Origin of the sequence: Methanosarcina sp. UBA5 (genome assembly GCF_002505485.1) — an archaeon.
In the GTDB taxonomy this organism is placed as follows: Archaea; Halobacteriota; Methanosarcinia; order Methanosarcinales; family Methanosarcinaceae; genus Methanosarcina.
Genome location: NZ_DAVG01000060.1, coordinates 1 through 5,620, shown reverse-complemented (window position 1 = coordinate 5,620; position 5,620 = coordinate 1). Strand labels below are relative to the sequence as shown.

The 5,620-nt window shown below is 42.3% G+C and carries 4 protein-coding genes; all 4 read right to left on the bottom strand.

The genetic code is table 11. From position 1 onward, the window contains the following. Positions 1-471: 471 nt before the first annotated feature. Positions 472-2,409: a DUF4118 domain-containing protein gene (locus tag BP621_RS05840; protein ID WP_292388475.1), complete on the bottom strand. Its 1,938-nt coding sequence runs from the start codon at positions 2,407-2,409 to the stop codon at positions 472-474. Positions 2,410-2,439: 30 nt separating this feature from the next. Further along, the gene (gene kdpC, locus BP621_RS05835) at positions 2,440-3,018 is read right to left on the bottom strand and encodes a potassium-transporting ATPase subunit KdpC (protein WP_292388474.1); all 579 of its coding nucleotides are present in this window, start codon (positions 3,016-3,018) and stop codon (positions 2,440-2,442) included. 12 nt (positions 3,019-3,030) lie between these two features. After that, positions 3,031-5,094: a potassium-transporting ATPase subunit KdpB gene (gene kdpB, locus BP621_RS05830; protein WP_292388473.1), complete on the bottom strand. Its 2,064-nt coding sequence runs from the start codon at positions 5,092-5,094 to the stop codon at positions 3,031-3,033. A gap of 2 nt (positions 5,095-5,096) precedes the next feature. Further along, the coding region (locus tag BP621_RS05825; protein WP_292388472.1) for a potassium-transporting ATPase subunit KdpA at positions 5,097-5,620 on the bottom strand (524 nt) is incomplete at its 5' end.

The following is a 5,620-nucleotide window of genomic DNA, read 5'->3' as shown; positions in this document are numbered from 1 at the left end:
CAGCATTTTATTTACCCCAAAATATTTGCTGTTATTATAGCCTTACTTTATTTTCGGAATTATCTCACTGACCATTCGCAGCTTGACAATCATAACATAAGCCGGCTAAAATATGAGCATACTTATAAATAAACATATATAAAAATCATTTTATTATAAAAATAAGAGTTTTAAAAGGTTTATTTGTAATAATAAGAGTTATAAAAGATTCAATTAAGAAAATAAGAAGTGAAAATAGTTAATAAATAAAACAAAAGTTTTGAAACTTTTATTTAATTTATGCCCATAAATAAAGTATTAAATTCCGATATTACTCTTTTAAAACCGCATATTTAAAAAAGGGGCTCGTCCAAACCAATTTTATTCCCAAATCCATGAAGTTTCAGAACTATATTCCATTACCAGAAACTCGATTGACTGTTCGGAATATGGGATTCAGATGAGCAATTTTGAGTTTCGGGATCAGCTTCATTATAAGCGTTCGAGTGCAAGAGCCCCAAGGAACGCCATTGTTTCAAATATCTCTTTATTTTCCGGAATTAAACCCTCATCAGGTTTGTCAAAGATGAAAGCCATAATCCCGAAAACCGTTCTCTGAGTTTTAAGAGGTATATAATACCCCTTTCCTGCAGGAAGATTATCTGTTCCGTGGCCAGATGGCTGACCATTTTTGTAAGCCCACAGGGCAATGGCTTTTTCTTTGTCGTCTAAGGGATACAAAGTGTCACCTGCTCCTATCTGAAGCCCAGGCGGGCTGGGTATAAGTACCGCAAAGACACCTGGTGCAAAATTGTGCATTTGATCTGCGAGAGTTTCAAAGACTTCTTGCCGTGTTTTTGCCTCTACAAGTCCACGAGAAAGGCCTGATGTCGCTTCTACTTCAGCTTCGCTCTGCCAGATCTGAGGCAGAAGGTGACGCAGTCGTGTGGCAAGGCTGCTAATTATGAGAGCAATAGTAACGTACCCAATAAAAGCAATGAAATACTGCAAATCATTAACAGTAAATGAATAGTAAGGTTCGATAAAAAGAAAATCAAAAACCAGGATGCTCAAAACGGCCGTAAACAGAGCTACTCTGCGCCTGAAAAAGAATGCAGATACCAGAACTGGAATGAGTTGAATTATCAGCAAGTTTGAAGAACTAATATACTCTTTAAGAAAATAATTTATGCTTACAACGGCTGTAATCAGGATAAGACTGAGCACATATTCTACTGTAAAGAAAAGTGGGATTTGCTTTTTGAGAGGTATGTATACGCTTTTTCCCTTTGGTTCATACAGATGAATATCAATGCCATGTGAATGCCTTATGACCCTATATACCGGAGAGGAAAATATATCCAGCCCATGGGGTTTTCCTAACATGATCATACTGACATTGCTCCTTCGGGCATAGCGTATAATCTCATCAGCGACGTCATTTCCACGGTAACGCACTATCCGCCCACCTAGCCGTCTTCCTGTTTCCAGAGCTTGATTTATCCAGAGACGCTCCTGAGGAGACAACGCTCTTTCATCATTGACATCTACCGAAAACACAATCAAATCAGCATCGAATCTGGTTGCAAGCCTGTATGCTGCCCTGACCATATGTTCAGCTGTCGGACCTGGGCGGATACAGACAAGAAGCCTTTCTGCTGCAGGCCAGGGGCCCGGAATAGCCCGGGTCCTCATATAGCCTATCATTCTCTTGTCTGTGGATTCAGCCATGTATCGTAGAGCAAGCTGCCTGAGTGCAAGAAGATTTCCTATTCTAAAAAAACTTTGGACAGCTGTCTCAGCCATATCTTTTACATAGACTTTTCCGGCTTTGAGACGAAGATTTAGCTCTTCTGGAGTAATGTCAATTAATCGAATCTCATCTGCGTTAGAAAGGAAAGCATCCGGCACAATCTCAGAAACTCTGATGCCAATTATCTGAGCAACGGCATCATTCTGGCTCTCAATATGCTGAATATTGACAGTTGTATAAACCGAGATTCCTGCTTGCAGAAGTTCTTCTACATCCTGGTACCTTTTCAAATGCCTGCTGCCTGGAGCGTTTGTGTGGGCTAACTCGTCTACAAGAACGATTTGCGGATGGCGTCGGATGACTGCGTCAAGATCTATTTCCCTGAGAGAAAGGTTCTGATGTCCGATAAAAAGTGTTGAAATGACTTCAAAGTTCTCAACCAGAGCATTGGTCTCAGGTCTATCATGGGTTTCAATATAGCCGATTACGACATCTTTTCCTTCTTGTTTCCTTTGAATTGCATCTTGAAGCATTGAATAAGTTTTTCCAACACCGGCTGCATAACCAAGGTAAACTGTTAGCCGCCCTTCATTAGCCTTTTTTTCATCACTACGAGCAATGAGAAGCAGGTCTTCGGCCTGAGGTCTTCCTTCGTCATCAAAACGGTTAGATGCCACAATTTCCTCCTTCAGTTGGATTGACTCACTTCAGTTGGATTGACTCACTTCAGTTGGATTTTGACTTACTTGATCAAGTGCCCTATTGAGCGACAGCACATTTACATAAACTCCTGTGAATGGAGAATCAACAGATTCTGCAAGTACGAGAGCTTTAATCTTTTCTTCCGGAAGGTTTCGTGCCTTTGCTACAACAGGCACCTGTATCAGTGCTGATTCCAGGCTGATATGTGGATCAAGTCCACTACCTGAATCCGTAACCAGATCAGAAGGGATCGGACCGGTAATTCCGTCCTTCCTGAGAGCATCAGTTCGGTTGCTGATCAATTTAAGAAAAATGGAATTTGTAGGTCCAAAGTTTGACCCTCCAGAAGAAGTCGCATCGTATCTGCTTGCTGAAGGCCTACTCTGGAAGTATTGAGGTTCTGTGAAATTCTGACCAATGAGACTTGATCCAATAACTCGATTGTTATTTTCAACAATCAGGCTTCCATGAGATTGATCTGAAAAAAGTAAACCCGAAACAAGCGTCACTGCCATGGGATAGACTAAGCCTGTAACGATAAACAACACCGCAAATAGTAATGTGGCTTTTTTGATCGATGTCACACCAATACCTCCTCAGATATGCATTAATCCGGCCAATACCAGATCAATGATTTTGATTCCAATAAACGGAGCGATTACTCCTCCAAGGCCAAAAATTGTCAGGTTGTAGGCAAAAAGTTTCGATGCCGGCATACTCTTGAACTTAACTCCGGCAAGAGCAAGGGGAATCAACATTGGAATTACCAGAGCATTGAATATGACTGCCGAAAGAATGGCCGATTCAGGAGTTGCAAGACCCATGATATTCAGGATTTTAAGCTGCGGATAAATTCCTATAAGAGCAGCAGGGATAATTGCAAAATATTTGGCTATATCATTTGAAATGGAGAAAGTTGTCAAAGCTCCTCTTGTCATCAGAATTTGTTTTCCAATCTCAACAATATCCAGAAGTTTCGTAGGGTCGCTGTCAAGGTCAATTATATTTGCAGCTTCTCTTGCAGGCTGTGTTCCATTGTTCATTGCTACGGCAACATCAGCTTGAGCAAGAGCAGGAGCATCATTTGTTCCATCCCCTGTCATGGCAACCATGTACCCTTCATCCTGGTATTCCTTAATCATTCTAAGTTTATCATCAGGCTTAGCTTCTGCTAGATAATCGTCTACCCCTGCTTCTGCTGCAATAGTGGCAGCAGTAAGATGATTGTCTCCCGTTATCATAACTGTACGAATTCCTATCTGGCGCAGGTCTGAAAACCTTTCCTTAATTCCCGTTTTCAGAATATCTTTGAGGAATATCACACCTAGAATGACTTCATTGCGAGCAACTACAAGTGGTGTACCGCCTGCAGACGCAATTCCGTCTACTTTCCCCTTAAGATCCGAAGGGATGGTTCCTCCACGTTCGAGAACTGCTTTTGTTATTGCATCGTAAGCACCCTTCAGATAAGTTATTTCGCCGCAATGTGCTCCACTAACTCTTGTTGCGGCTGAAAATGGTATGAATGTGACATTTTCGGGAGAAACCGGAGTCTTTCCTGTTTTTTCCTGAATTAAAGAAATTATGCTTTTGCCTTCAGGAGTATCATCTGCAAATGAAGAGAGAAGGGCAGCTTCCATCAATTCTTCGTTTGATCTGCCATTTACTGTCAAAAAATCAGCTGCTTGCCGGTTGCCTAAGGTAATTGTACCTGTTTTATCCAGAAGCAGGACATTTACATCTCCTGCAGCCTCAATTGCCCTTCCTGAGAGAGCTATGACGTTTAACTGGAATAAACGATCCATTCCAGCTATCCCTATTGCTGGAAGCAGAGCTGCAATAGTGGTGGGAGCTAAACAAACAAAAAGCGCGACCAGTACTGTAAGACTTGCTGGTGAGCCTCTTCCACTTGAAGCAGCGCTATATGCAGAAACTGAGTAGGTACTGGCTACAACTGCTAAAAATACGCCGGTAAGTGCAATGAGTAGTATTTCGAGAGCTATTTCGTTAGGAGTCTTCCGCCGTTCGGCACCTTCTACCATCGAGATCATGCGGTCAAGGAAGGTTTGCCCTGGATCAGTAGTGATTTTGATAATAATTTCATTGGCAATAACGGTTGTTCCTCCGGTCACAGCACTCCGGTCACCACCAGACTCGCGCACAACCGGGGCTGATTCTCCCGTAATTGCGGCTTCGTTAACCAGTGCAGCTCCCTTTACGACTTCCCCATCTCCAGGAATTATTTCATTTGCCTTTACAAGGACAAGGTCATTTTTTCGAAGATCGGAAGAAGAAATTTCGGTAAAAGTAGCATCAAAAGAGTTTGTTGTGAGCTTTCTAGCTGGAACGCTTGTTCTCGACTGCCTGAGGGATGCTGCTCTTGCTTTTCCACGACCTTCGGATAGAGATTCAGCAAAATTTGAAAATAAAACTGTTAGCCATAGCCAGAAGGATACAAAGATTGTAAAGAAGGGAGATTTTTGAGTAGCAATTTCAATTACAGAACTAATTGTGGTCAGGATACCTCCGATTTCCACAAGTAACATAACCGGGTTTTCTTTCTGCTGGCGCAGGTCAAGTTTCAGCACTGAGCTAATGAGTGCTTCGCGGATGAGTTTGGGCTCAAACGCACCTAAACGGGGGAATCTCTTTCGTGACATTATTAGATCCCTCCTACCATAGAAAGATGTTCAGCGATTGGTCCCATTGCAAAGAGCGGGAAGAATGTAAGAGCTCCGATGATAAGAATCACCAAGATTGTCCAGATAGAAAATGTAATGGAGTCTGTGGGAAGAGTTCCTGAGCTAGGTGGAACTTTTTTCTTTTGTGCTAGAGATCCCGCCATGGCCAGCATAGAGACTGCTGGCACAAATCTGCCTATCAACATTGCCAGGCTGCCTGTGAGTGTGTAGAAAGGTTTTGATGCATCAAACCCGGCAAAGGCACTACCATTATTTTGGGCCATTGATGCGAAGGCGTATATCAGTTCAGATAGTCCATGAGGACCAGAATTTTTCATTAATTCTGCAACATTTGGAAGAACCAGTGCAATACCCGAAAGCAGAAGAACAAGGACTCCAGGAACCAGGACAGTTATCACAGCTGCTCTCATCTCTAAGATCTCGATCTTTTTTCCGAGGTATTCAGGAGTTCTTCCTATCATCAGTCCTGCAATGAAGACTGCAA

Bases quoted from the DNA above. Each gene is read 5' to 3' on its own strand.
- kdpB (WP_292388473.1), bottom strand. From the start codon at position 5,094: ATGTCACGAAAGAGATTCCCCCGTTTAGGTGCGTTTGAGCCCAAACTC.